Here is a 25266-nt window from a genome sequence, read left to right on the forward strand (position 1 = left end):
CACGCGGGAACATCCGCGGAACCGGCTTCGCCGGGCCGCAGGATGTGCCCCCTGAAAGGGGGTGGGCGGCGCGCGAAGCGCAGAGCCTGGGGGTTAGTCTTGATCCCAGGTGTAGGTCGCGCCGAAGCCGTCCCAGGGCTCCATCACGATGCGCTGGCCGGCCTCGACCACCAGCGATTCGCCGGGACCGACGACCAGGTCTTCGCTGCCCCATTGGGCCGTGGCATCGCGGGTGACCCACACGCGGCCCTGCCGCAGCCGCAGCACGCTGCGGCTCTGTGCCCGCAGGCTGATGGCCTGCCCCGCCTTGAGCTGCCAGGCGCCGCGTCGCACGGCCGGCGGAATCGCGGCGGCGGGCGCGGCGATCAGAGCTTCGCGGGTCGTGGGGCTCAGGGTGGCGGCGGTCATGGCGGTTCTCCTCGTCGCGCAGCGTGTCGCCCATTGCGCCACGTCTGCGTCGGGAACCGATCATCCGCAGCAAGGCGCGGCCGGTCCAATGAAAACGCGCTAGGCTACTGATGCCGGCGACGCATCAATCGCCATTGGCTCATCCGGCTCGTCCCCCCCATGCAGCACTCCCAGACCCACCTGCGCACCCGGCCCATCGGCGCCGGCTACCTGCGCGCCTTCGAGGCCGTGGCCCGGCACCTGAACTTCCGCGCCGCAGCCGAGGAGATGGCGCTGACCCAGTCCGCGGTCAGCCGCCAGATCCAGTCGCTGGAGGAGGAAGTGGGCGTGCCGCTCTTCCTGCGCCACACCCGGGCCGTGGAGCTGACCAGTGCGGGGGCGCAGCTGCTGCTGGCCACGCAGCAGGCGCTGCCGCGCATCGACGGCGCGGTGCGGCTCATCCGCCAGAGCGCCGGCCGCAAGAGCGTGGCGCTGACCACTTTCGCCTCTTTCGCATCGATGTGGCTGATCCCGCGGCTGGAGGCCTTCCAGCAGGAGCATCCGGACATCGACATCCGCATCGATGCCAGCGACGTGGCGGTGGACCTGGAGCTGGTCGACATCGACATGGCGCTGCGCTACGGCCCCGCCGAGGCCATGCCGGCGGGCGCGGTGCGCCTCTTCGGCGAGACGCTGATGCCAGTGGCCAGCCCCTGGCTCATCAAGAGCAGCCCGGCCATCCGCGAGCCGGCCGACATCGCCCGCTTCACGCTGATCGAGGCCGGCGACGCACATCGCTCGCACCTGGAGTGGCTGACCTGGCGCCGCTGGTTCGAGACCAACGGCCTGGCCCGCACCCAGCCGCGGCGCTGGCTGTACTTCAACTATGCCTACCAGATGGTGCAGGCCGCCCTGTCGGGCCAGGGCGTGGTGCTGGCGCGCAGCCCGCTCATCGCGGAGAGCCTGGCCAGCGGTGACCTGGTGGAGGTGCTGCCGCGCCAGCGCATGGATTCGCCCATGGCGTACTGGCTGCTGGTGGCACCGCGCAGCACCGCGCGGCCGGAGATCCGCGCCTTCTGCGACTGGCTGCGCGGGCAGGCCGCGATCACGCGCAAGACCATCGGCGACGGGCCGGACCCGGACACGCTCACGGAACTGGACTGAACACCGGCCGCGCGGCACGTCTGCGCGGTCGGCGACATCGCCCGTCCAGCGAAACCGAGGCGCCCCTACGCCCCCCCGGGCGGACGGTCAGCCGACCGGCCAGACCACGCCGTTGTCGTTGAGGATCGCGTCCAGCGGCACGTCGTGCGCCTCGGGCTCGAAGTCGTCGACGAAGCCGTTGGCAAAGCCCAGGCCCACGGTGAAGGGCCGCGGCTCCAGCGCCGCCAGCGTGCGGTCGTAGAAGCCGCCGCCATAGCCCAGCCGATAGCCACCGGCGCTGTAGCCCAGGCAGGGCACGAACAGCAGCGTGGGCACGATCAGCTCGGTGTCCTTGGGCTTGGGGATGTCGTAGGCGTCGTTCTCCATCGGGCAGCCCGGGTACCAGACATGGAAGGTGAGCGTCTTGGTCTCGCGGTCCACCACCGGCAGGCCGATGCGGCGGCGCTGGGGCTCCTCCATCAGCTCGCCGTCCTCCTTCCAGCGGTGCAGCGCCGGCAGGGGATCGAACTCGCCCTTGATGGGCCAGTAGGCGCCGATCACCGTGTCGGGCCGGCCCACCAGCCAGAAGCGCATCACGCGCTGCAGCAGGTCGGCGCGCTGTAGGCGGTCGGGCATCGCCAGGCGTTGCTCGATGAGCGCCGCGCGGACCTGGGACTTGAGAAAGGCCGCCGTGCCCGCGCGTTCTTCACCGTGTGCTTTGTCCATAATCCTTCGATGCAGTTTCAAGGCATTTTGTCACCCCGCCGCGGCTGGCTCGCCGCCCTGGCCCTGGTGGCCGCCACCCTCGCACCGCCGGCCTGCGCGCAGGCCAACCGTAACGACGATGTGCTGCTGCAGATGAAGCAGGCCTTCCAGCGCGGCGACAAGGCCCGCCTCACGGCCCTGCTGCCGCAGGCCCGCGGCCATGCGCTCGAACCCTGGGCCGCCTACTGGGAGCTGAAGGCGCGCCTGGGCGACGCCAGCAGCGACGAGGTCAACGCCTTCTTTGCCCGCTATCCCGGCACCTACCAGGAAGACCGCCTGCGCAACGACTGGCTGCTGCTGATGGGCCAGCGCCGCGCGTGGGACGAGTTCGCCGCCGCGCATGCGGCCTTCCGCATGAACGACGACCGCGAGGTGCAGTGCTATGCCGTGCTGGTCGATGCGCTGCGCAGCGGCCGCGCCACCACGGCGCAGGTCGAGCAGGTGCGCCGCAACTGGCTGGCGCAACGTGATCTGGACGACGGTTGCCTCACCGCCGCCGACCGGCTGATCGCCGCGGGCGCCATGCCGAAGTCCGACGCCTGGAAGAAGGCGCGCATCGCCATGGAGGCCAATCGCCCCGGCGCCGCCCGCGCCGCCATCAACCTCGTCGCGCTCGAGGCGCTGCCCACCTTCGACCAGGTCAATGCCAGCGCGGTCAAGTTCCTGCTTGGCGCGGCCTCGGCCGCCTCGCGCGGCCGCAAGGAGATGGTCGTGCTGGCGCTGCTGCGCATGGCCGTGGCCGATCCCGACACCGCCGCCGCGCAGCTCGACAGCAAATGGGGCCCGATGCTCAGCCCCGAAGAGCGCAACTGGGTCTGGGGCAGCATCGGCCGCCAGGCCGCGCAGAAGCTCTCGCCGCAGGCCTTCGGCTACTTCGCCAACGTCAGCAAGAACGCTGACCTCACCGACGACATGCTCGGCTGGAAGGTGCGCGCATCGCTGCGCATGGGCCAGTGGAAAGAGGTCGACGCCGCCGTCCGCGCCATGAGCGAAGACGCGCAGCAGGACCCGACCTGGACCTACTGGCGCGCCCGCGCCCTGCTGGCCCAGGGCGGCGAACGCCGCCAGCAGGAGGCCCGCACGCTGCTGGAGACCATCGCCGGCACGCGCGGCTTCTACGAGCTGCTCGCGCTCGAAGAACTGGGCCAGCGCGCCCAGGTGCCCACGCCACCCGCGCCCCTCACGCCCGAGGAGCGCGCCGCCGCGCAGAACAACCCCTCGCTGCAACGCGGCCTCTACGCCATCGCCATGGGCCTGCGCCCCGAGGGCGTGCGCGAGTGGAACTACGCCACCAACCTGCACGACCGCGGCGGCATGGACGACCGCGCGCTGCTGGCCGCCGCCGACCTGGCTTGCCAGCGCGAGGTGTGGGACCGCTGCATCAACACCAGCGAGCGCACCAAGGGCGTCATCGACGCGGTGCAGCGCTTTCCCATGCCCTTCCACGACACGGTGCTGCGCAAGAGCCAGGACATCGGCCTGGACCCGGCCTACGTCTACGGCCTGATCCGCCAGGAAAGCCGCTTCATCATGGATGCGCGCTCGGGCGTCGGCGCCTCGGGCCTGATGCAGGTGATGCCCGCCACCGCACGCTGGACCGCCCGCAAGATCGGCCTGCCCTACTCGCCGGACATGATCACCGACCGCGAGACCAACATCACCATCGGCACCAACTACCTCAAGCTGGCGCTGGACGACTTCGACGGCTCCATGGCGCTGGCCGCGGCCGCCTACAACGCCGGCCCGGGCCGGCCGCGCAACTGGCGCAATGGGCCGGTGCTCGACGCCGCCATCTGGGCCGAGAACATCCCCTTTGCCGAGACGCGCGATTACGTGAAGAAGGTGATCGCCAACACCACCAACTACGCGGCGCTGATCTACGGCCGGCCGCAGTCCATCAAGGACCGCCTGGGCAGCGTGGGCCCGCGCAACCCGACGGAGCCCGAACCCAACAAGGACCTGCCCTGATCCGCTGACCCGCCCGAAGCGCCATGGACTGGATGGACGTCGTCGCCGACACGCTGGCCACCGAGTTCTCGGACGTGCCCGACCTGGCCCAGCTGGTGCGCATCGTGGTGCGGCTGCTGCTGGCGGCGCTGCTGGGCCTGCTGCTGGGCTTCGAGCGCGAGTACGAGGGCAAGGCCGCCGGGGTGCGCACGCACATGCTGGTGGCCATCGGCTCGGCGCTGTTCGTGCTGGTGCCGCAGCAGGCCGGCATCGAACCGGCCGACATGAGCCGCGTGATCCAGGGCCTCGTCGCCGGGGTCGGCTTCCTGTGCGCCGGCACCATCCTCAAGCGAGGCCGCGACGAGGAGCATGTGGAAGGCCTGACCACCGCCGCCGGCCTGTGGATGACGGCCGCCATCGGCATGGCCTGCGGACTGGGGCGCGAGGTGACGGCCATCCTGAGCGCATTGCTCGGCCTCGCCGTCTTGCAGGCCATGCCGCGGCTGGTGATCTGGGTGAGCCGCAGGGCCGGGCCGCCCCGCGGCAACGATCGCGCCAACACGACGACGAGGCCGACTGCGGGCGGCGATCCCAAGGCCCGCGCGGAGCGGGGTCGCCCACCAAGGAACTGAATGGCGCCCACGCGCCGGAGGCATCCAGGCAACGGCGGCGACACGGCACGGCACGCATCAATCGCCGTCGTTTTTTGCATCGATGCGCGCGGGGATCGCCCCTAGCATGGCTGCCGCCCCGCTTTCTCTCACCCCCTCGGAGGTCCCCGTGTCCACGCTCCAGCTCTACATCGGCAACAAGAACTACTCGTCCTGGTCCATGCGCCCCTGGGTGCTGATGAAGCAGGCCGGCATCGCCTTCGAGGAGGTGATGGTGCGCTTCGACAGCTTCGAGGCCGACTCGCGCTTCAAGGCCGTGGTCGGCGCCCTCAACCCGACCGGCAAGGTGCCGGTGCTGGTCGACGGGCCCATCGTCGTGTGGGACACGCTGGCCATCGCCGAGTACCTGGCCGAGCGCTTTCCCGAGAAGCAACTCTGGCCGGCCGAAACCGCGGCCCGGGCGCATGCCCGCAGCCTCTGCGCCGAGATGCACGCCGGTTTTGGCGCCTTGCGCAACCACTGCGGCATGAACATCGAGGCCTCGCTGCCCGAGGTGGGTGCCCGCCTGATGCGCGAGGAGCCAGGCGTCGCCGCCGACCTGGCGCGCATCTGCCAGATGTGGGAAGGCCTGCTGCAGCGGCACGGCGGTCCCATGCTCTTTGGCGACTTCGGCATCGCCGATGCGTACTACGCGCCGATGGCCACGCGCCTCCGCACCTATGCGCTGCCCGTACCCGCCGCCGTCGATGCCTACATCGACCGCCTCTACGCGCTGCCCGGCGTGAAGGCCTGGATCGACGAGGCGCTGGCCGAACACGACTTCGTCCCGATGGACGAGCCCTACCGCACCTCGCGCAGCTGAGCCACTCAGCCGCTGAGCGACAGAGCGACCCAGCGGGCAGGCGGCAGCGCCACCGATCAGCGATGCGCCCGCCCCTACACTGCCCCGATGCAGAAGTTTCTTGTGGGCGGCGCCATCCGCGATGCGCTGCGGGGGCGGCCGGGCAGCGACCGCGACTGGGTGGTCGTCGGCGCCACGCCGCAGCAGATGCTGGACGATGGCTACCTGCCAGTGGGCCGTGACTTCCCGGTCTTCCTCCATCCCGACACGCGGGAGGAATACGCCCTCGCCCGCACCGAGCGAAAGAGCGGTCCGGGCTACCGCGGCTTCGTGGTCCATGCCGCGCCCGAGGTCACGCTGGACGAGGACCTGGCCCGCCGCGACCTGACCATCAATGCCATCGCCCTGCCGGCCGATCTGGCCGACATCGAGCCACTTCGCACCGACGCGCTCGTCGACCCCTTCCACGGCCAGCGCGACCTGCAGCAGAAGGTGCTGCGCCATGTGACCGACGCCTTCCGCGAAGACCCAGTACGCATCCTGCGCCTGGCGCGCTTCGCGGCCAAGCTGCCCGACTTCAGTGTGGCGCCCGAAACCCTGGCGCTGATGCGCGGCATGGTCGAGGCCGGCGAGGCCGATGCGCTGGTGCCCGAGCGCGTCTGGCAGGAACTGGCCCGCGGCCTGATGGAACCCAAGCCCTCGCGCATGTTCGAGGTGCTGCGCGACTGCGGCGCGCTGCGCGTGCTGCTGCCCGAGGTGGACCGCCTGTGGGGCGTGCCCCAGCGCGCCGAGCACCATCCCGAGGTCGACACCGGCGTGCACCTGATGATGGTGCTGGACATGAGCGCCCGGCTGCAGGCCCCACTGCCCGTGCGCTTCGCCTGCCTCACGCACGACCTGGGCAAGGGCACCACGCCCGCCGACGTGCTGCCGCGCCACATCGGCCACGAACAGCGCAGCGCCCGCCTGCTGACCGGCCTGTGCGAGCGCTGGCGCGTGCCCACCGAGGTGCGCGAGCTGGCCGACGTGGTCGCGCGCGAGCACGGCAACATCCACCGCAGCGGCGAGCTGGGCCCCGCCGCCCTGCTGCGCCTGCTGGAGCGCTGCGACGCCCTGCGCCGGCCCGAGCGCTTCGCGGACGCCCTGCTGGCCTGCGAATGCGATGCGCGCGGCCGCCTGGGCTTCGAGGAGCGGCCCTATGCCCCGCGCGAGCGCCTGCTGGCCGTGCTGGCCGCCGTGCAGGCCGTGGCCACCGAGCCCATCGCCCGAGAAGCCCTGGCCCGCGGCGCCAAGGGCCCGCAGATCGGGCAGGCGGTGCAGGCGGCGCGCGAGGCGGCGATTTCAGGGATGACGGGCTGATCCCGAGGGTGGTGCGGCAACGTCGGGCATGGGGCGCAGCACAAGCTCCACGGCACTGTCCGCCACCGACACCCGCGGCGCTGCGGGCTCCGCGTCCCAGCCGTTGATGCTGTGCACCTGCAGCACCCAGCGGCCGCCGCCGCGCAGATCGACGCGGGCCGTCACGGCATTGCCGTACTCGCGGCAGCCCGCGCCGGCCGCTTCGTCGGCCAGCTTGAAGGGCGAGTCGCCCTTGCGCACGGGCACCGCAGACAGCAGCGTCAGGCAGGCCGCGCGGTTGACCCGCAGCTGCGATTCGCCGTCGATCCTCAGGCCGACCGCCGTGGCGGCACTCTTGGCAATGAAGCCGGATCGGCCAGCAACCCCGATCACAACAAGCCCGACGACCACCAGGGCGGCACTGACGAAAGCAGCGTTTTTTCCCAGCCCAGGGAGGGCGTTGATCACGATGATCAGGCCCAGTACTGCCAACGTCGCGAGCCAGAAACCCCACGCAGGCACCTCAGGGTCAAACACGCCGAGTTTCAGAATCACGATCAACGCCCCGAGTGCAGGCGCACAGCCCATACCAGCCGCCAGCACACCGAGGCCGGCGCGGCGCCATCCCGCTCCCTTTGCCCGCACGAGGCTGACCAGCACACCAGCCAACACGACAAGGGCAATGGCCAAGCCCACGATCCATTCCCACGCGGAGGGCGTGCTCGTGGCGATGGCCCATACGAAGAGGCTCAGGAATGCCACGCTTTGCGTGACTACGGCCTCCTTGAAGCCCAGGCGCGGGAGTTCGTACAGGGGAGGCATCCAGGCCGGCGCTTGCAGAAGAATCCCCAGGCTTACCAAGCCAAGCAGCACGACCAGCGCAACAGCCGCCCCGAAGCTGATCGACACGCTCGCCTCCGGGCCGTAGCCGATCAAGACGCAATAGCGGTGCACCATCGCAGCGCCCGCCATGACAGACAGCGCGCTCAGTGCCGCGATCGGCACTTCCTGGAGCGTGGCAAAGAGTTTGCGCACGACGGGCCACCAAAGTGATCGCGAAGGCCCCTGCACACCACGCCTTCGCGCGGCCACCCGCGTGAGTGGCTTGATGGACATGGGGCGGTTTCCAGCAGCTTTCACAGACTCCCTCCTCACTGACGGACTGGTATCGGACTGCGCCCATTGGCGCGAGGGCAGATCATCGTCCCTGCGCCCTCAGCACCGCGCGGCATTGGCCGACGCAGCCCCCGTCCCTTGGCTGCTAAGGTCCAGTCGATGCAAATGCCTTTCCTGCCAGGGCGCGACGCCGCCCTGTTCCTGGACTTCGACGGCACATTGGTCGGCATCGCGGAGACACCCGAGGCCGTCAAGGTGCCGGACGGCCTGGTGCCGCTGCTGGCCCAGTTGCACGACGCCCTGGAGGGCGCCGTGGCCATCGTCTCCGGCCGGCCTGTCGATGTGCTCGACCGCTTTCTCGCCCCCCTGCGTCTGCCCACCGCCGGTGAGCACGGCGCGCACCGGCGCGATGCCGAGGGGCAGTTGATGGAACGTGCGCCCACCGACCTGTCCGAAGTCATTGCCGCAGCCAACGCGCTGGCCAACCGCCACACCGGCCTGCTGGTCGAGCGCAAGCAGGCTGCGGTGGCGCTGCACTACCGCCTCGCGCCTGAGTTGGAGCAACTCTGCCTGGACACCATGGCCGAAACCGTCGGCGACCGGCCGGAGTTCGAGCTGCTGCACGGCAAGTGCGTGGTCGAGATCAAGCCGGCCGGTACCAACAAGGGCACGGCCATCACCGCGTACCTGAAGGAAGCACCCTTCCTCGATCGCAAGCCCTTCTTCTTCGGCGACGACACCACCGACGAGAGCGGCTTCGCGGTGGCCCAGGCCTACGGCGGGCTGGGTATCAAGGTGGGACCGGGCAGCACGCGCGCCACGGCGCGGGTCGATGGTCCGGCTGCCGTGTACGAATGGCTCAAGCAGGCGGCCGACGCGCTGGCCGGCCCAGGGACGGCGCCCCGCTGAGGCGCTGCACAACCGACGAGGAGAAGCAAAGAGACATGGCAAGACTGGTCGTGATTTCCAACCGCGTGGCAGACCCGCGCAAGGTGGCCGCAGGCGGCCTGGCAGTGGCCTTGGGCGAATCCCTGCAGCAGACAGGCGGCCTCTGGTTCGGCTGGAGCGGCACCATCGTCGAGGACGGGCCCACCGGCGAAGGCGAGATGCACCGCCACCAGGCCGGCAAGGTGACGCTGGCCACGCTGGACCTGTGCCGCGAGGACCACGACGCCTACTACCTCGGCTACAGCAACAAGGTGCTCTGGCCGGTGTTCCACAACCGGCTGGACTTGGCGAACTTCGATGCCGGCTTCATCGGCGGCTACCGCCGCGTGAACCAGCTGTTCGCGCGCAAGCTGATGCCGCTGCTGCAGGAGGACGACATCCTCTGGGTGCACGACTACCACCTGATCCCGCTGGCGGCGGAACTGCGCGCCATGGGCTGCAAGCAGAAGATCGGCTTCTTCCTGCACATCCCCCTGCCGCCGCAGATCATCCTGGCGGCGATCCCGCAGCACGAGTGGCTGATGCGCTCGCTGTTCGCCTATGACGTGGTGGGCTTCCAGGCGCAGCAGGACGTGCAGCACTTCGAGCGCTACGTGAGCAACGAGGCGCATGGCGAGGCACTGGGGAACGACAACTTCCGCGCCTGGGGCCAGACGGTGCGGGCCAGCGCCTTTCCCATCGGCATCGACGTGGACGAGTTCCTGGCCCTCACGCATGCCAAGGAAGCGCGCGACATGCACGAGACGGTGCGGCGCGAGTATTCGCAGCGCCGCTTGCTGCTGGGCATCGACCGGCTCGACTACTCGAAGGGCATCCCGCAGCGGGCGCGGGCCTTCCGTGAGCTGCTGGCGCGCTATCCCGAGAACCACCGCAGCGCGACGCTGATCCAGATCGCCTCGCCAACACGCGAGGATGTCGACGCCTACGGCGACATCCGGCGCGAGCTGGAATCGCTGTGCGGCGCCATCAATGGCGACTACGGCGAGCTGGACTGGATGCCGGTGCGCTACATCCACCGCACGGTGGCCCGCAAGCGGGTGCCCGGCCTGTGTCGCGCCGCGGCCGTGGGCCTGGTGACGCCGCTTCGCGACGGCATGAACCTGGTGGCCAAGGAATACATCGCTGCCCAGGATCCGGCCGACCCGGGCGTGCTCGTGCTCTCGCGCTTCGCGGGCGCCGCGGAGCAGCTGAAGGAAGCGTTGCTGGTCAACCCCTACGACACCCACGGCACGGCCGAGACCATCCAGCAGGCGCTGCACATGCCGCTGGAAGAGCGCCGCGCCCGCCACCAGAAGCTGCTGTCGCGCATCCGCGAGCAGGACGTGCACTGGTGGCGCCGGACCTTCCTGGACGCGCTGCGCGACGCGCCGGGCGTGGGCTGATCGCCGCCCCGCACGGGGCGGTCAGGGGCGACGGGCCGCGTCGTCCTCGGCCAGGGCCTGGCCGACCAGGCCGGCCAGCCAGTCCATGAAAACCTGCAGCCGGCGCGGCACCTGCCGCCGGTGCGCATAGAGCAGCGTGATCGGCAGCGGCGGCGCGGGCCATTCGGGCAGCACCTCCACCAGTTCTCCGCGCGCCAGCGCGTCCCGGTGGCCCAGCACCGGCGCCTGGATCAGCCCCAGGCCGGCCCGGCACGCGGCCTCGTAGGCCAGCGTGTTGTTCACCGTGATCACCGCCGGCATCTCGAAGCTGCGCGGCTCACCGTCCTCCTCGTATTCCCACACGGCCGGCCAGCCCGCCAGGCGCGATGAATAGCGCACCAACCGGTGGCCCTGGCGCAGATCGTCCAGGCTGCGCGGGTGGCCGTGCTTTGCCAGGTAGGCGGGCGAGGCCAGGTTGGCCTGCACCATCTGCCCGACCGGCCGCGCCACCAGCCCCGACTCCTGCAGCACGCCGACGCGCAGCACGCAGTCGAAGCCGTCGTGCACCAGGTCCACCCGGCGGTCGGTGCTGCCCAGGTCCACCTCCAGCAGGGGATGGACGGCCAGGAAGGCGGGCAGGTTCGGCAGCACCACGCGTGCGCCCAGTTGCAGCGGCACATCGACACGGATGCGCCCGCGCAGCGACCCGGGCTGGCGGTTGAACAGCGACTGCAGGTCCTCCGCCTCCGCCAGCAGCGCCTGCGCCCGCTCCAGGAAGGCTTCGCCATCGGGCGAGACGCGCACGGTGCGGGTCGTGCGCTGCAGCAGCCGGGTGCCCAGCGTCGCCTCCAGCTGCTGCACGACGGCCGACACGCGCGCCCGCGTCAGGCCCAGTCGCTCGGCCGCTCGGGTGAAGCTGGCCAGTTCGGCCACCTGGACATACACACGCAGGGAATTGAGGTCCATTGGTCACCCAGAAAAGACAGTGAAGTCATTTTCTGCGGCTTTTTCCGGCGATTGCATCTTCTTAAAGTGCCAGTCATCCCATCCACCTCTCCCCACAAGGAAGCAGCCATGACCGACACCACCACCACTTCGACGCCCCGCATCGCCCTCATCACCGGCGGCAGCCGCGGCCTGGGCAAGAGCGCCGCCCTGCACCTCGCCCGCGACGGCGTCGACCTGCTGATCACCTACCGCAGCCGCGCCGACGAGGCCGAGGCCGTGGTGCGCGAGGTGCAGGCCCTGGGCCGGCGCGCCGTGGCCCTGCCGCTGGACGTATCGCGGGCCGACACCTTCGCCGGCTTTGCCGCCGCCGTGCGCGAAACGCTCGCCGCCACGTGGGGCCGCACGCAGTTCGACATCCTGCTCAACAACGCCGGCATGGGCATCCACGCCAGCTTCGAGGCCACCACCGAGGCGCAGTTCGACGAGCTGATGGCCACGCATCTGAAGGGCCCCTTCTTCCTCACGCAGGCGCTGCTGCCGCTGCTGGCCGACGGGGGCAATGTGCTGAACGTGTCCTCGGGCCTGGCGCGCTTCTCGCTGCCGGGCTATGCGGCCTACGCCGCCATGAAAGGCGGCATCGAGGTGCTGACGCGCTACCTGGCCAAGGAACTGGGCCCGCGCCGCATCGCCGTGAACACGATTGCTCCGGGCGCCATCGCGACCGACTTCGGCGATGGCCTCGTGCGCGACAACGCGCAGATGAATGCCGCCATCGCCACGCAGACCGCGCAGGGTCGCGTCGGCCTGCCCGACGACATCGGCGGCGCCGTGGCCGCGCTGCTGCGGCCGGGCAACCACTGGATGACGGCGCAGCGCGTCGAAGTCTCGGGCGGGATGTTCATCTGAGCGCACCGAGCGCACCCGGGCGCGCCAGCCGCCCGAGGGCGGAACGCCACAGCGCGTGGAGCCGGGCCACGAAGCCCGTTTCGTCCTCCGGCGGCGCCAGCTGCACGACGCGCGCCGCGGCGCCCTCCAGCGCCATCACCTGCGCCCAGCCCTCCGCATCCACCTGATGCGCCTGGCCGGGCGCCAGGTTCTGCGACACGGCCAGCATCTGCTCCGCCACCCAGCGCGGCGCCTCCACCACCCGCACATGGCCTTCGACGGCGAAGAGCAGCGTGCCGCGGCTCACCGGCAACAGCAGGCATTCGCCCGGGGCGATGCGGGCCGGATCGGCGGCAGAAAAGGCGGCGGGGCGGGCGGTCATGGCAGGTCCTCGGTCGGTGCGTTGAAGTGGCCTCCAGCGTAGGCCTGACACTGCCTGCAAAACAGGCACACCCGTCGCGGACATCGACCACAACAGCTGCGCCGAAAAGCGTTCTGTTATGGTCGATTCGCCGCCCAACTGCATCTGTTCCGATATGCGCCGGCGACGCACCATCGCAGCCATGTCCCCCCTGCCCCGCTACCGCCAGCTGGCCCAGCACTACACCCAGGCCATCCGCGACGGCACGCTCCAGCCCGGCGAGCGCCTGCCCTCGTTGCGAGAGCTGATGAAGCTGCACGGCGTGAGCCTGTCCACCGCGCTGCAGGTCTGCCGCACGCTCGAAGGCGACGGCTTTGCCGAGGCGCGCGAGCGCTCGGGCTATTTCGTGCGCCAGCCGCGCCGCCTGGCCATGGTGCCCATGGACGAGCCCACCGCCGACCGGCCGCCCGATCCGGCGCAGTTCGTCGGCATCCACCAGACGGTGTCGGACTTCGTGACCCGCCGCCGCTGGGGCGAGGTGCATCTGGACCTGTCTTCCGCCCGCGCCTCGCCCGAGCTCTACCCGGCCGAGGCCCTGCGCACGGCCATGATGCGCAGCCTGCGCCAGCGGCCGCAGCTGCTGACGCAGGCCTCGCCCTCGCGCAGCCGCACGCCCTTTCGCGAGGCGGTGGCTCGGCGGGCGCTGCGCGGCGGCATGCACTTGGCGCCCGAGGAGGTGCTGCCCACCAACGGCTGCATCGAGGCGCTCAACCTGGCCTTGCGCGCCGTCGCCCAGCCCGGCGACACGGTGGCCGTCGAGTCGCCCACCTTCTATGGCCTGCTGCAGGCGCTCGAAAGCCTGGGCATGCGCGCGCTGGAGATTCCCACCAGCCCGCAGACCGGCCTGTCGCTGGAGGCGCTGGAGCTGGCCCTGCGCACCTACGAGCGCATCCGGGCCGTGGTGGTGGTGCCGCACCTGCAGAACCCACTGGGCAGCGTCATGCCCGACACCCACAAGCAACGGCTGGTGCAGCTGTGCCGCGCGCACGGCACCGCGCTGATCGAGGACGACACCTACACCGAGCTGCTGGACGCGGACGCCGTGCCGCGCGCCATCCAGTCCTTCGACACCGAGGGCGGCGTGATCCATTGCGCCTCGATGCACAAGGTGCTGGCGCCCGGGCTGCGGCTGGGCTGGATCCACGCCGGCCGCTGGCATGCGCGGGTGGAGATGCTCAAGTTCGCCCAGACGCGGATGAACGAGGAGCTGTCGCAATGGGCCGTGGGCGAGTTCATGGCCACGAGCGCCTACGACCGCCACCTGCGCCGCCTGCGCGAGACGCTGCGGCTGCAGCGCGAGCGCACGGCCGATGCCATCGCCGCGCACTTCCCGGCCGGCACGCGCATCAACCTGCCGCCCGGCGGGCTCCAGCTGTGGGTGGAGCTGCCGCCCGGCACGCAGGCCCAGGCGCTGTTCGACGCGGCGCTGGCCGAGCACATCCTCGTGGCGCCGGGCACGCTGTTCTCCAACAGCGCGCGCTGCGACGGGCATGTGCGCATCAACTGCGGCCTGCCCTGGTCGCCGGCGCTGGCCGCGGGCCTGAAGCGGTTGGGCGAGCTGGCGCACGCCGTCGCTGTACCGCGGGCGCGGCGCGCGGCCTGACAGTCGACCGACACCGGCTGTGGCCATCGGTCCGGCGGTCGCGATCCACCGCTAGAGTGGCACGCTGCGGCCGGCATCCGCCGGGCTTTCCCACACAGAAAGGACGACCATGAAAGGCCAATGCCTCTGCGGCGCCGTGCGCGTCGACGCGCCGGACGCCCGCGAAATCGGTGCCTGCCATTGCGGCTACTGCCGCCGCTGGGGCGGCGGCGGGCCGATGCTGGCGGTGCACTGCGGCACCGGCGTGCGCTTCGAGGGCGCCGACCAGATCGGCGTCTTCGCCTCGTCCGACTGGGCCGAGCGCGCCTTCTGCCACCGCTGCGGCACGCACCTGTACTACAAGCTGCTGCCCACGGGCGAGTTCTTCGTGCCGGCCGGCCTGTTCGACACGGACGACTTCGAGATCACGCAGCAGATCTACATCGACAAGAAACCGGACTTCTACGACCTGGCCAACCAGACGCCGGTGATGACCGAGGCGCAGGTGCTGGCACAGTTTGCGCCACCCGGGGACGCCACGGCCGGTTGAGGGCGGGGTTGCGGGCGCTGAAGACGACCCGCTGGCCCCATGCAGTCGGTTGCCTGTTCGGCCGTTCTGCCGTTCTGCCGTTCTGCCGTTCGCCCTGAGCTTGTCGAAGGGCTTGCGCCAGGCTTCGACAAGCTCAGCCCGAACGGACTTTGGTGAACCCCCGGCATTGGCCAATCGGACGCTTTTGCTGGCTGCCGGCTGCTGGCTGTTGGCTGCTGTCGGACGCGGTTCGCCGGTTCAGTCGACGAGCGCCAGCGCCGCGTAGTCGCCGACCTTGTCGCCCAGGCCTGCGGCGACCAGTTGCACGCCGTCGGTGAGCGAGGGCAGGCGGCCCTCCAGCTGCGCCTGCAGGCGCGGCAGCAGAAAGTCACGGTTGTGCCAGAACACGCTGCCCCCCAGGCTGATGCGCGACAGGTCCAGCGCGGCCACCAGGTTGTAGAGCAGCCGGCCCATGACGCGGCACAGCGCGTCCACGGTGGCCAGGGCCTTCGCATCGCCCTGCTGGGCGGCGCCGAAGAGCGCCGCGGCGTCAACGCCGAAGCGTCGGGCGATGGCGTTGCCGGCCACGAGCGATTCGACGTCGCCGCGGTTGCCGCAGCCGCACAGGGCCTCGTTGTCGTCATCGCTCACAAACAGATGGCCGGCATGCCCGGCGTTGCCGTTCTTGCCGCGCAGCGTGCGGCCGTCCACGCACAGGCCCACGCCCACGCCGGTGCTCCAGGTGACGTAGGCGCAGTGGTCCTGGCCCTGCAGCGCACCCCAGCGGCGCTCGGCCTCCAGCGCGGCCACGGCGTCGTTCTCCACCCGCACGCGGCCGAAGCGGGCGGCCAGCGGCGCCTCGATGGGCGCGAAGGTCCAGTCGTTGGGCAGGCCGCGGTCGGGGCCGGCCAGACCGCCGCAGATGTTGGGCGTGGCCAGGGCGATGGCGCCGCCCTGCAGCACGAAGGGGCCGGCCGACGACACGCCCACCTGGTCCACCTCGGGAACCGGCACACCGGCCTCGGCGCAGGCGGCCTCGATGAGTTGCATCACCTGCCGCGCCACGGCCTCGTTGTCGCCGGTCTTGGCCGTCGGCGCGTTCTGCCGGGCGATCAGGTCGGTACTGCCAGCTTTGGCCAGGCTCACCGCCACCTTGGTGCCGCCGATGTCGACGCAGGCTTTCATGCGCGGGGTTTCCTTGGATCGTTGAAAGAGAAGAGGAGGCTCAGAGCAAGCGCGCCACGCCGGCCGCGATCATGCTCAGCACCACGGTGCTCGCGATGGGCAGTTGCCACGTGCGGCCAAAGAGCTTGAATTCGAAATCGCCCGGCAGCCGACCGAAGCCCAGCTTGCGCAGCCAGCCCGTGAGGCCCTGCAGCAGCAGCAGGGCCAGCATGGTGACGAGCAGCCAGCGCAGCATCCGCGAGCAGGCGTGACGGGCTCAGCCGGCCAGGGCCGCGAGGGCCTGCCGGTGCAGCTCGGGCGTGGCGGCGGCCACGACGCGGCCGTCGGAATGCAGGCCCAGCGGCTGGCCCGCCCAGTCGGTGATGACGCCGCCCGCGGCCTCCACCAGGCCGGCGGGGCCCAGGTAGTCGTAGGGCTGCAGGCCGGCCTCGACCACCAGGTCGATGGTGCCGCCGGCCAGTTGCGCATAGCTGTAGCAGTCGCCGCCGAAGCGGCGCATGGCGCACTGGCGGCTCAGGCGGTCGAAGGCGGCCCAGTCCGCGGCCGAGAAGATGTCGGGCGAGGTGGTGAAGATGCGCGCGTCCGCCAGCTGCGTGCAGTCGCGCACGCGCACCGGCTGGCCGTTTCGCATGGCCACGCCGTCCTGGCCCACCCAGCGCTCGCCAAGCACCGGCATGTCCACCAGGCCCAGCACCACCCGGCCGCCTTCGAGGGCGCCGATCAGCGTGCCCCACAGCGGCGAGCCGGTGATGAAGCTGCGCGTGCCGTCGATCGGGTCCAGCACCCACACGCGGGCCGCGTCCAGGTTCTGCTGGCCGTGTTCCTCGCCGTAGATGCCGTCCTGCGGCAGGGCCTGCGCCAGGATGTCGCGCATGGCCTGCTCGGCGGCGCGGTCGGCCAGGGTGACCGGGCTTTCGTCGGCCTTGGTGATGATGTCCAGCGGCTGGCGGAAATGCGCCATCGACTGGGCGGCGGCGGCGTCGGCCAGGGCGTGGGCGGTACGGAGCAGGTCGTTCATGGGCGGGCGGACAGGCGCGGTGCGGTCAAGGGAGATGGAAAGAGGGATCAGGATCAGAGCGTATGGCTGCGGTCGCCCTGGCGGAAGCCGACGGCATCCCACGATTCGCCGGCGGCGAAGGCGAGCACCTTGAACAGCTCGCCCATCTCGTGCTCGTGGATCAGGCGGGCAGCCAGGGCGCGCTCGGCCAGCGGCGCTGCCATCATGCGCTCGGCCAGGCCGCAGTCGAGCAGGAAGCGCGCCTGGCTGGTGTAGCCCAGCACCTCCAGCCCGGCGTCCTGACCGGCCAGGGCCACGCCGGTGAAATCGACGTGGGCGGTGATGTCCTTGTCGCCCACGGCCACCAGCGGGTTGTCGTCGGAGCGGTGGGCCTGGTGGCACATCAGCGTGCCCATGTGGCGCTGGGGGTGGTAGTACTCGGACTCGGGAAAGCCGTAGTCCAGGAAGTAGGCGGCGCCACGCTTGAGGCGCTCGGCCAGCGTGGCAATGAAGGCGCGGGCCTGCGGATGCACCTCGGTCAGGTAGTCCTGCGGGCCATCGGGCTCGACGGGCGGGCGCAACGCGGTCGGGCGGTCCTCCCAGCCGAAGGTGCCGTCGGGCTGCACGGTCACGCCGCGCTCCAGCCACTGGCCGGCGCGCCGCACCAGCAGCTGGACCGGCATGGCATCCAGCACCTCGTTGCCGACCACCACGCCTTCGATGGCATCGGGCAGCGCATCGACCCAGCGCACGCGGCCGGCCCAGGGCGCGAGGCGCTCCTGCTGGCGGGCACGCAGCGCGCCGGAGAGGTCGACGATCGTGTAGCGCGCCACGCGCTCGCCCAGGCTTTCCAGCAGCTGCGCGGCCAGCGCGCCGCTGCCGGCGCCGAACTCCCACACTTCGTCCGTGCCGGTGTGGTCGAAGGCGTCGGCAACGGCCACGGCCAGGCTCTGGCCGAACAGCGGCGACAACTCGGGTGCCGTCACGAAGTCGCTGCCCGACTGCGGCAGGTGGCCGAACTTGCGGCTGCCGTGCGCGTAGTAGCCGAGGCCGGGCGCGTAGAGGGCCAGCGCCATGAAGCGGTCGAAGGGCAGCCAGCCGCCGTCCCGCTCGATGGCGCGCCTCACCAGCGCTGCACAGGCAGCAGAGGAGGAAGAGGCGGTCGGTACACTGGGCGGGGTCGTCGGGGTGCTCACGGCACCCATTCTCCCTGCAACGCGCGGGCGGTCCGGCGCCGGTGGACTTGCCGTCCTGCCGCGCCTGCCAGGACGCCCGCTCCACTTTCATCGCCCCCCATCCATGAGTGCCCTTCCCCCTGCCAGTGAACCGCGTACCGTGCTGGTGACCGGCGCCGGCCGCCGGCTCGGCCGCGAGATCGCCCTGGCCCTGGCGGCGGGAGGCTGGCAGGTGGCGGTGCACTACCGCAGCTCGCGCGAGGAGGCCCAGGCCACCGCCGCCGACTGCGCCCGGCTCTCAGGCCGCGCCGCCATCATCAGCGCCGAGCTGGAGGACGAGGCCGCCGTGCGCGCCATGGTGCCGCAGGTGGTGGCCGAGTTCGGCCGGCTCGACGCCGTGGTGCACAGCGCGTCGCGCTTCGAGCACGACGATGCCGCCAGCTTCGGCTATGCCGCGATGGAGGCCCATCTGCGCAGCAATACCGGGGCCGCCATCCTGCTGGCCCAGGCCCTGCGCCAGCACCTGGACGAACGCGACGGCCACGGCGCCGTGGTCCACCTGCTGGACCAGAAGCTGTGGAACCCGAACCCCGACTTCCTGAGCTACACGCTGTCGAAGGCCGCGCTGGAAGCGGCCACGCCGCTACTGGCGCTGGCGCTGGCGCCACGCGTGCGCGTCGTCGGCGTGGCGCCGGGCCTCACGCTCACGAGCCACATGCTGAGCGACGAGCGCTTCCAGCAATTGCACCGCCTGTCACCGCTGGGCCGCTCCTCGACGCCGCAGGACGTGGCGGCCACGGTGCGCTTCGCGCTCGAAAACAACTCGATGACGGGCACCACGCTGCTGGTCGATGGCGGCCAGCACCTGATGCGCTTCGAGCGCGACTTCTCCTTGATGTGACGAGCACCTCCATGACCGCCCCCCTCCTCGGCCAGCAGCGCCTGACGCTCACGGGCCTGCGCTTCGATGCCAACCTGGGCATCCTCGACAGCGAGAAGACCGCGCCGCAGCCGATCCGCGTCGATGCCGAACTCAACCTGGGCCCGCAGCCGCTGGCGCCGCAGGACGACGACATCTTCCACGTGCTCGACTACCGCAAGGTGCGCAAGATCATCATCGAGGAGTGCACCGCGCACCATGTGAACCTGCTGGAAAGCCTGATCGGCCAGGTTGCCGGCCGGCTGATGCAGCTGCCCGGCGTGCTGGGTGTGCGCGTGAAGATCGCCAAGCTGGAAATCTTCGACGACTGCGAGGTCGCGATCCGCGTCGAGACCGGCCACTGGTGAGCTCGGGCGAAGGCCACTGAGCCGGCAAGACCCGCGCGGCCGGAACAAGAAGAAGGCCGGCCACCGGCAGCACACTTCGGCGGCGGCCTCCCACTCACCTCATGCCCTGGCAATGGGCAATGAAGCGCCTGTGGCGGGCGCAGGTGTCTGGGCAGCGTTCATGACCATCGCCAGCAGGCTGTAGTAGCCGACGGTGCCGACCAGGTCCATGACGCCCTGCTCTCCCCACAGGGCGACGGACGCTGCCCAGGTGGCGTCCTTCAGCGCCCTGTCCCGCAGGATCTCGGTGCAGACCTCGTAGACCACCTGCTCGTCCCGCGGCATTGCAGAGGGGGTTGCGTGGTGAGCGATGGCGTCGATCGTTGCACTGTCGACGCCTTCGCTTTGCGCAATCGGGGCGTGGATCGCCCACTCTGCGCCCTGGTCCCAGAAGCGCGCGGTGACCAATATCGCCAGCTCGGTCAGCCGCTGTCCGATGGTGTTCCGGTAGCGCAGGTATTCGCCCATGCGCTGGCAGTGGCCCATGAGTTCCGGGCTTCGCAGAAGCGGGACAAAGGGAGAGATCAGCTTGCCGCGCGGGCCCGCGATGATCTCTTGCGCCTGCGCCCGCTGCGCGTCCGTCCATTGCGCCTCGGGAAGCGGCGGCAGCCGGTCTTCCCGCGCTTCGGTCTTGTGGGATTCCATCGTGCTCATTCCGGCTGGATTCCGGCGCGCTTCGCGAGCATGCCGTAGCGGCTGATGTCGCTGTGCAGGAGCTCCGCGAGCTGACCCGGCTCGCCGCCCACCGGCACCAAGCCCTGCTGCGCCAGGACCTGACGCATGCCCGGATCACCGAGCGCGGCTCGCACGTCGGCATTCAGGGCGGCGATGACGGCGTCCGGGGTTCCGCGTGGGGCAAAGAGGCCGTACCACAGCGTCATCTCCAGCCCCTGCAGACCGCTTTCGGCAAAAGTAGGAACGTTCGGGAATTCCGCACTCCGGCGCTTGGCCGCGAATGCCAGGGCCCTCAGGCGACCCGCCTGCAACTGCGGCCCGACGCTGGGCGCCGAGCCGATCAGGAACTGCACGTCTCCGGCCATCAGTGCGGTGACGGCCTCTCCTGCGCCTTTGTAGGGAACATGGACCGCCTGCACGCCGGCGACATTGAGGAAGTTCTCGGCGGCCAGGTGAAAGGCGTTCCCCACACCGGGAGAGGCATAGGCCAGCTTGGCGCCCGGCCGCTTGGCCGCCGCGATGAAGTCGGCGAGCGTCTTGGCGGGGTTCGCCGCATTGACGACGAACAGCATGCCTTCGGCCGCACAGACTTCCACCACCGGCCGCAGGTCGCGTTCCGTATCGAACGGGAGCTTCTTGTAGATGCTGGGGTTGATGGCCAGGGAAGGACCATGCAGGAGCAGGGCATGACCATCCGGCGGCGCCTTGGCCACGATGTCGGCACCGATGTTTCCATTGGCGCCCGCACGGTTCTCGACGATGAAGGTCTTTGCCGTCCGCTGATCCAGGACGTTGGCCAGGAGGCGGGCGACGATGTCGGGCGCACCGCCCGTACCGAAGGGAACGATGATGCGCGTCACCCGGTTGTCGCGCTCCTGCGCCAGCACCGGCGGCACGCCGCCCAGGCAGGCTGCGGCGGCCAGTGTGAAGAGGAAGGACTTTCTGCTGATTCCAGAGTTGGACATGGTGTCTCCAATGGGGGGTCCGCCATGCCTGGCGGCCTCTTTCTGCGCCCGGTGGGCCGGTACTTCAAGGTTGCAGGAAGGCGTCCAGCGTCTCGGTGAACGTCGCCGCCTGCTCGACATGGCTCATGTGCGCGGCGTCGCCCATCAACCGGAACTCGGCCCCCGGGATGCCCGCGGCCAGCGCTTGCGAGACCGCCGGGGAAACAGCCATGTCCTTCTGCCCCGCGATGACGAGCGTCGGCATCTGCAACCGCGCCAGCGACGCGACGTGGTCCAGGCCGCAGATGGCATGGACGGCCGCGATGTAGCCCGCCAGAGCGGTGTCGGCGACCATGCGGCCAATCCAGTCGCTCGCCGCGGGCGCACGGCCCAGGAAGTCCGGCGTGAACCAGCGGTCCAGCGTCGGACGGACTTGCTGCGCCATGCCGCCGGCCTGTGCGTCCGCCACCCGCTGCTGCCAGAGGGCGATCACCGGCGCAGGTGTCACCGCGCCGCAATGGGCAAGCACCAGTCGGCGGATCCGGGACGGGGCCACGAGCGCCATCGCCTGGGCCACCATGCCTCCGAACGACAGGCCTGCCACGGAAAACTCGTTCAGGCCGAAGGGTTCGAGTGCGCCCAGGACCGCAGCGGCGTAGTCATGCAACGCCGCCCCCGGCGGCAGCGGCGCAGAGCCGCCATGTCCGGGCAAATCCGGAACGATGACCCGGAAGCGCCGCGCCAGGATCGGAACCTGCAGGCCCCACACCTCGGCGCGGGTCGCGATGGGATGGAGCAGGACGATGGCTGGCGCGGACTCCGCGCCGAAGACCTCCAGCTTGAGCGACCCGGTCATCCCGCAACCCCCAGTTGCCCCGCCAGCCAGGAGACGATGGTGGGCAAGGTCTGCGGCGTCAGGCCCATGTGCCCGCCCGGAAACAGGCGCACATGCTTGGGATTGCCGTGTTCGGTCAGCAAGTGCAGATCCTCGATCGGGCATTGCTTGTCCTCGCGCCCGTTGACCAGCAGCAACGGTGCGCTGCGGCGGTCGAGCAGGCCCTGGTCGAGCAAGGACAGGCGCTTGAAGAACGCCAGGTACTCGTCGTCGTTGCGGGCACCCAGCATGCGGCAGCGGGTCTCCACGAGCCCCATCAGGTAGCTGTCCGGGTAGCGCGAGGCGCCGATCCAGTCGGGCTGGAACATGTAGTGCGCGCCGCCGCCCCAATTCACCGCGCCCCGCAGCCTGTCGGGGTAAAGCAGGGCCAGCTTGGTGGCCCAGTAGCCGCCGAAGGAACGACCCAGGCACGCAAGGCGCTGGCCGTCGAGGTCGGACTGGGTGGCGATCCAGTCGAACACCGTCGTGAACTGCCGCTCGGCGTCCTGCACACCCTTGACCGGCGACTCCCCCGTGCCGGCGTTGTCCATCGCGACCGTCGCGATACCCAAGGCCAGCAGGGCGTCGCAGGCCTGGGTCATCTGCTCCTTCCAGGCATCGACACCTCCCCACATGACCACGACGGGAGGACGCTCGACATTCGCGGGCCTGCGCAGCAATGCGGTGATCGTGTCGCCCTCGCCCGCCCTGCCCGCGAATGGAATGCGCACCACCTGCACCGGCAGCTTCCAGAGGCGGGCGGCCCTCAGGTAGGTTTCACGCTCGAGCTCGGCGCAGCGCAGCTTGGCTGGGTGATCCGGGCATGGGAAACGTCCCATGAAGTAGAGGCCGCTCGCCTTCATGAACAGTCGGCAGGCCTCGTCCAGCGACCCCGCCTGCTCGGCCCTTTCAGCGGATGCGCTGCAGGCATCGCCGGCCTCGCGCCAATGAGCAGCCCACTCGGCGCCGCCGAGTCCGGGCAGGCGGTCGATCAAGTCGATGCCTTCGTCCGCATCCAGCGCGTTCATCGGGTGGGTCCGGGAGCGCAGTCGGGTCTTCATCCAGATGCGCGCCTCGGCCAGCGTCTTGGGACGGCCCTGGATATCGCCGTCCGGCTTTTGCTGCTCATCCTGCATGGGGTCTCCTGTTCAATCGACGTTCTTCGGGACGGGACTGTGCCAGCGGGCGGCCATAAACAAAAACTGTTCTTTTGGATTCGAACTATTTGTCTGTCCTATAGTTCTCGGATGCGCATCAACCGGCTGGACCTCAATCTGCTTGCATGCCTGGACGCCTTGCTGGCCCACCGGAACGTCAGCAGGGCCGCAAAGCAGATGCACCTCAGCCAGCCCGCCACCAGTGCCGCGCTGGCCAGGCTCAGGGACTACTTCCAGGACCCCTTGCTGCTGCGGGAGGGCCGGCACTACGTGCTGTCGCCATTCGCGCAGTCCCTGATCGACCCCGTGCGGGACATCCTTTCGCGCGCGCAGGCGCTGACACAGCTGCGGCCCGAGACGGACCCTCTGCGCATGGAGCGGAACATCACGATCGTGGCGTCAGACTATGTGTTCAGTACCGTCCTGGTGCCTTTGTTCCGGATCGCCGAGACGGCCGCGCCCCGGCTCACATTCGCCGTCCGGCCGGTCTCGGGGTACGACTCGCCCGAACTGGAAGACCAGCATGTCGACCTGGTGCTGCTGGGCGCCTCCGCCGTCGCCAGCCATCACCCGAGCGAGCTGCTTCTGTCGGATTCGTTCTGCTGCATCGCGTGGGCGGAGAACCCCTTGATCGGCCGGACCCTCTCGCTGAAGGCCTTCCAGAAGGTGGGGCACGTCGTGCCACTGCTCGGCGACGGAAGATTGCCGACCCTGGATCAGGTCGCGTACGAGATGCAGGGCGTCGTGCGACGGATCGCGATGCGGGTCCCGACCTTTTCGGCCGTGGCGGAATGCGTGGTCGGCACCTCGCACATCGCCACCCTTCCGAAATCCTTCGCCAAGGGCCTGTTGAAGACCCTGCCGCTGCGGCTGATGACATGCCCCATCCACATACCACCCGTGCGCATCGCGATGCAGTGGCACCGGCATCAGGCGGACGACCCGGTGCTGCGCTGGGTGCGGCGCAACCTGCAGGAGGTGGCGGTGCAGCAGGGCTTCGTCCGCCCGCACTCTCCGTCGTAGGCATTGGCGGCGGGTGCCCGGCGAAGTCGACGGCTGAATCGGCGCTGGAGGCACCCCTGCGCTCTTGGGCATGACGACACCGAAGGTCCGCGCTGCCATGAGGATGTGGCGCCCCGGGCAAAATCGCGGCCCATGAACGCCGTCTGGACCGAACCCGAAGCCCCCGCACCCGCCGCCGCCAGCCACCAGGCCGCCGCGAAGATCGAGCGCGAGACGCACAAGCTCGAAAAGCGCCTGTGCCGCGAGGTCGGCCGCGCCATCACCGACTACAACATGATCGAAGAGGGCGACAAGGTCATGGTGTGCCTCTCGGGCGGCAAGGACAGCTACGGCATGCTGGACATCCTGCTCAAGCTCAAGGCCCGGGCGCCGGTGCATTTCGACCTCATCGCCGTCAACCTCGACCAGAAGCAGCCCGGCTTCCCGGAGGACGTGCTGCCCGCCTACCTGAAGCAGGTGGGCGTGCCCTTCCACATCGAGGAGCAGGACACCTACAGCATCGTCAAGCGCGTGGTGCCCGAGGGCAAGACCACCTGCGGCCTGTGCTCGCGGCTGCGCCGGGGCATCCTGTACCGCGTGGCCGACGAGCTGGGGGCCACCAAGATCGCGCTGGGCCACCACCGCGACGACATCCTGGCCACCTTCTTCCTCAACATGTTCTTCGCCGCCAAGCTCAAGGCCATGCCGCCCAAGCTGGTGAGCGACGACGGCCGGCATGTGGTGATCCGCCCGCTGGCCTACGTGGCCGAGAAGGACCTGGTGCGCTGGGCCCAGCACCGCGGCTTCCCCATCATTCCGTGCAACCTCTGCGGCAGCCAGGAGAACCTGCAGCGCCAGGTGGTCGGCGACATGCTGCGCGACTGGGAGCGCAAGCACCCCGGCCGGCTGGAGAACATGCTGCACAGCCTGCAGAACGTGGCGCCCTCACACCTGCTGGACGGAACCCTGCACGACTTCAAGGGTCTGAAGCCGACCGGCGTGGCCAGCGAGGACGGCGACCGGGCCTTCGATCCGCCCGAACTGCCGCCCGTGCCCGCCATGCCCTCGGCGGTGCAGGTGTTCAGCCTCGGCTGACGCGCGCTTCCCGC

27 protein-coding genes are annotated in these 25266 nt (G+C 70.2%); 14 read left to right on the top strand and 13 right to left on the bottom strand.

What is annotated here, in order from left to right; genetic code table 11:
• Window positions 1–93: 93 nt before the first annotated feature.
• Window positions 94–408 (bottom strand): DUF2917 domain-containing protein, encoded by a 315-nt coding sequence (locus L0984_RS06425; RefSeq protein ID WP_234192931.1) that lies wholly within the window; start codon window positions 406–408, stop codon window positions 94–96.
• A gap of 159 nt (window positions 409–567) precedes the next feature.
• On the opposite strand from L0984_RS06425, the gene L0984_RS06430 reads away from it, so the two are divergent.
• Window positions 568–1551: a LysR substrate-binding domain-containing protein gene (locus tag L0984_RS06430; RefSeq protein ID WP_234192932.1), complete on the top strand. Its 984-nt coding sequence runs from the start codon at window positions 568–570 to the stop codon at window positions 1549–1551.
• Between the two features lie 87 nt (window positions 1552–1638).
• On the opposite strand, the gene L0984_RS06435 is transcribed toward L0984_RS06430, so the two are convergent.
• Window positions 1639–2256, bottom strand: a complete 618-nt coding sequence (locus L0984_RS06435; RefSeq protein ID WP_114801292.1) for a 5-formyltetrahydrofolate cyclo-ligase — start codon at window positions 2254–2256, stop codon at window positions 1639–1641.
• Between the two features lie 9 nt (window positions 2257–2265).
• On the opposite strand from L0984_RS06435, the gene L0984_RS06440 reads away from it, so the two are divergent.
• The 4 genes from L0984_RS06440 to L0984_RS06455 all read left to right on the top strand — a co-directional run bounded on the left by L0984_RS06440 (window position 2266) and on the right by L0984_RS06455 (window position 7053).
• Window positions 2266–4263, top strand: coding sequence for a lytic transglycosylase domain-containing protein (locus L0984_RS06440; protein WP_234192933.1), 1998 nt, complete (start codon window positions 2266–2268; stop codon window positions 4261–4263).
• A 23-nt stretch (window positions 4264–4286) separates the two neighbouring features.
• Complete coding sequence (locus tag L0984_RS06445; protein WP_234192934.1) at window positions 4287–4874, top strand: MgtC/SapB family protein; 588 nt, start codon at window positions 4287–4289, stop codon at window positions 4872–4874.
• 148 nt (window positions 4875–5022) lie between these two features.
• Window positions 5023–5715: a glutathione S-transferase family protein gene (locus L0984_RS06450; RefSeq protein WP_370645902.1), complete on the top strand. Its 693-nt coding sequence runs from the start codon at window positions 5023–5025 to the stop codon at window positions 5713–5715.
• Window positions 5716–5802: 87 nt separating this feature from the next.
• Window positions 5803–7053: a multifunctional CCA addition/repair protein gene (locus L0984_RS06455; protein WP_234192935.1), complete on the top strand. Its 1251-nt coding sequence runs from the start codon at window positions 5803–5805 to the stop codon at window positions 7051–7053.
• Here the strand turns inward: L0984_RS06455 and L0984_RS06460 are convergent.
• The gene (locus tag L0984_RS06460; protein WP_234192936.1) at window positions 7036–8148 is read right to left on the bottom strand and encodes a hypothetical protein; all 1113 of its coding nucleotides are present in this window, start codon (window positions 8146–8148) and stop codon (window positions 7036–7038) included. The genes L0984_RS06455 and L0984_RS06460 overlap by 18 nt on opposite strands.
• Window positions 8149–8307: 159 nt before the next feature.
• Between L0984_RS06460 and otsB the strand changes: the two genes are divergently transcribed.
• Both otsB and otsA read left to right on the top strand, forming a co-directional pair.
• The gene (gene otsB, locus L0984_RS06465; protein ID WP_234192937.1) at window positions 8308–9057 is read left to right on the top strand and encodes a trehalose-phosphatase; all 750 of its coding nucleotides are present in this window, start codon (window positions 8308–8310) and stop codon (window positions 9055–9057) included.
• Between the two features lie 35 nt (window positions 9058–9092).
• Window positions 9093–10478 carry an alpha,alpha-trehalose-phosphate synthase (UDP-forming) gene (gene otsA / locus L0984_RS06470; protein ID WP_234192938.1) on the top strand — a complete coding sequence of 462 codons (1386 nt, stop codon included), beginning with the start codon at window positions 9093–9095 and terminating at the stop codon, window positions 10476–10478.
• Between the two features lie 21 nt (window positions 10479–10499).
• Here otsA and L0984_RS06475 read toward each other — a convergent pair whose 3' ends face one another.
• The gene (locus tag L0984_RS06475; protein ID WP_234192939.1) at window positions 10500–11423 is read right to left on the bottom strand and encodes a LysR family transcriptional regulator; all 924 of its coding nucleotides are present in this window, start codon (window positions 11421–11423) and stop codon (window positions 10500–10502) included.
• Window positions 11424–11531: 108 nt separating this feature from the next.
• Between L0984_RS06475 and L0984_RS06480 the strand changes: the two genes are divergently transcribed.
• Window positions 11532–12311, top strand: coding sequence for an SDR family NAD(P)-dependent oxidoreductase (locus tag L0984_RS06480; protein WP_234192940.1), 780 nt, complete (start codon window positions 11532–11534; stop codon window positions 12309–12311).
• On the opposite strand, the gene L0984_RS06485 is transcribed toward L0984_RS06480, so the two are convergent.
• Window positions 12304–12672 (bottom strand): hypothetical protein, encoded by a 369-nt coding sequence (locus L0984_RS06485; protein WP_234192941.1) that lies wholly within the window; start codon window positions 12670–12672, stop codon window positions 12304–12306. The two genes, L0984_RS06480 and L0984_RS06485, sit on opposite strands and share 8 nt — an antisense overlap.
• Window positions 12673–12853: 181 nt before the next feature.
• Between L0984_RS06485 and L0984_RS06490 the strand changes: the two genes are divergently transcribed.
• Both L0984_RS06490 and L0984_RS06495 read left to right on the top strand, forming a co-directional pair.
• Window positions 12854–14314 (top strand): aminotransferase-like domain-containing protein, encoded by a 1461-nt coding sequence (locus L0984_RS06490; RefSeq protein WP_234192942.1) that lies wholly within the window; start codon window positions 12854–12856, stop codon window positions 14312–14314.
• Window positions 14315–14423: 109 nt separating this feature from the next.
• Window positions 14424–14843: a GFA family protein gene (locus L0984_RS06495; RefSeq protein WP_234192943.1), complete on the top strand. Its 420-nt coding sequence runs from the start codon at window positions 14424–14426 to the stop codon at window positions 14841–14843.
• A gap of 237 nt (window positions 14844–15080) precedes the next feature.
• Here the strand turns inward: L0984_RS06495 and L0984_RS06500 are convergent, their stop codons facing one another.
• From L0984_RS06500 to L0984_RS06515, 4 genes are read right to left on the bottom strand one after another with little or no spacing between them, the layout of a single operon-like run.
• Window positions 15081–16007, bottom strand: a complete 927-nt coding sequence (locus L0984_RS06500) for an ROK family protein (RefSeq protein WP_234192944.1) — start codon at window positions 16005–16007, stop codon at window positions 15081–15083.
• Between the two features lie 40 nt (window positions 16008–16047).
• Window positions 16048–16242: a DUF2905 domain-containing protein gene (locus L0984_RS06505; protein ID WP_234192945.1), complete on the bottom strand. Its 195-nt coding sequence runs from the start codon at window positions 16240–16242 to the stop codon at window positions 16048–16050.
• A gap of 21 nt (window positions 16243–16263) precedes the next feature.
• Window positions 16264–17025: a histidinol-phosphatase gene (hisN, locus tag L0984_RS06510; RefSeq protein ID WP_234192946.1), complete on the bottom strand. Its 762-nt coding sequence runs from the start codon at window positions 17023–17025 to the stop codon at window positions 16264–16266.
• A gap of 53 nt (window positions 17026–17078) precedes the next feature.
• On the bottom strand, window positions 17079–18209 hold the full coding sequence (locus tag L0984_RS06515) for a class I SAM-dependent methyltransferase (protein WP_370645903.1): 1131 nt from the start codon (window positions 18207–18209) through the stop codon (window positions 17079–17081).
• 94 nt (window positions 18210–18303) lie between these two features.
• Here L0984_RS06515 and L0984_RS06520 point away from each other — a divergent pair, with 94 nt between their 5' ends.
• A complete protein-coding gene (locus tag L0984_RS06520) occupies window positions 18304–19080 on the top strand; it encodes an SDR family oxidoreductase (RefSeq protein WP_234192947.1) in 777 nt (258 codons plus the stop codon).
• A gap of 11 nt (window positions 19081–19091) precedes the next feature.
• On the top strand, window positions 19092–19466 hold the full coding sequence (locus L0984_RS06525) for a dihydroneopterin aldolase (RefSeq protein WP_234192948.1): 375 nt from the start codon (window positions 19092–19094) through the stop codon (window positions 19464–19466).
• 99 nt (window positions 19467–19565) lie between these two features.
• Here the strand turns inward: L0984_RS06525 and L0984_RS06530 are convergent, their stop codons facing one another.
• The 4 genes from L0984_RS06530 to L0984_RS06545 form a co-directional block, all read right to left on the bottom strand.
• Window positions 19566–20150, bottom strand: a complete 585-nt coding sequence (locus L0984_RS06530) for a carboxymuconolactone decarboxylase family protein (RefSeq protein WP_234192949.1) — start codon at window positions 20148–20150, stop codon at window positions 19566–19568.
• A 5-nt stretch (window positions 20151–20155) separates the two neighbouring features.
• Window positions 20156–21145, bottom strand: coding sequence for a Bug family tripartite tricarboxylate transporter substrate binding protein (locus L0984_RS06535; protein ID WP_234192950.1), 990 nt, complete (start codon window positions 21143–21145; stop codon window positions 20156–20158).
• Window positions 21146–21209: 64 nt separating this feature from the next.
• Window positions 21210–21980 (bottom strand): alpha/beta fold hydrolase, encoded by a 771-nt coding sequence (locus tag L0984_RS06540; RefSeq protein WP_234192951.1) that lies wholly within the window; start codon window positions 21978–21980, stop codon window positions 21210–21212.
• Window positions 21977–23134: an alpha/beta hydrolase family protein gene (locus L0984_RS06545; RefSeq protein WP_234192952.1), complete on the bottom strand. Its 1158-nt coding sequence runs from the start codon at window positions 23132–23134 to the stop codon at window positions 21977–21979. Before L0984_RS06545 ends, L0984_RS06540 begins: the two co-directional genes overlap by 4 nt.
• Before the next feature lie 111 nt (window positions 23135–23245).
• On the opposite strand from L0984_RS06545, the gene L0984_RS06550 reads away from it, so the two are divergent.
• Complete coding sequence (locus L0984_RS06550) at window positions 23246–24178, top strand: LysR family transcriptional regulator (protein WP_234192953.1); 933 nt, start codon at window positions 23246–23248, stop codon at window positions 24176–24178.
• A gap of 132 nt (window positions 24179–24310) precedes the next feature.
• On the top strand, window positions 24311–25252 hold the full coding sequence (ttcA, locus tag L0984_RS06555) for a tRNA 2-thiocytidine(32) synthetase TtcA (protein WP_234192954.1): 942 nt from the start codon (window positions 24311–24313) through the stop codon (window positions 25250–25252).
• Window positions 25253–25266: the final 14 nt, after the last annotated feature.

The organism is Pseudacidovorax sp. NFM-22 (genome assembly GCF_021401245.1).
Taxonomy (GTDB): domain Bacteria; phylum Pseudomonadota; class Gammaproteobacteria; order Burkholderiales; family Burkholderiaceae_C; genus Xenophilus.